We start from the raw sequence: 240 nt of genomic DNA on the forward strand, positions 1-240 counted from the left end.
GTACAAAACATGCCATTTGTTGCGCTACTTCTTTATCAATACCCATACCGACTAAGCGGTCAACCATGCAAGCGCGTGTTGGATCGCGACGCGCCATATCTTGCTGCATTAAGCCTGATACTTGATGCTCAAGTAATTGACGAATTGCGTTCATTTCTTCACGCATTGTTGTCATTTCTTCGCTTTCATTATTGGGTGTTTGTTGGCGAGCAGTTACTGGACTATCTAAATCATCAAAGT

1 pseudogene is annotated in these 240 nt (G+C 42.9%); it reads right to left on the reverse strand.

The annotated features are described in order from the left end of the window. Positions 1-240, reverse strand: a pseudogene (locus AAEY57_RS20980) (flagellar biosynthesis protein FlhF); the annotation flags it as partial.

Origin of the sequence: Pseudoalteromonas sp. MER144-MNA-CIBAN-0113 (genome assembly GCF_040308965.1) — a bacterium.
GTDB lineage: Bacteria > Pseudomonadota > Gammaproteobacteria > Enterobacterales > Alteromonadaceae > Pseudoalteromonas > Pseudoalteromonas tetraodonis.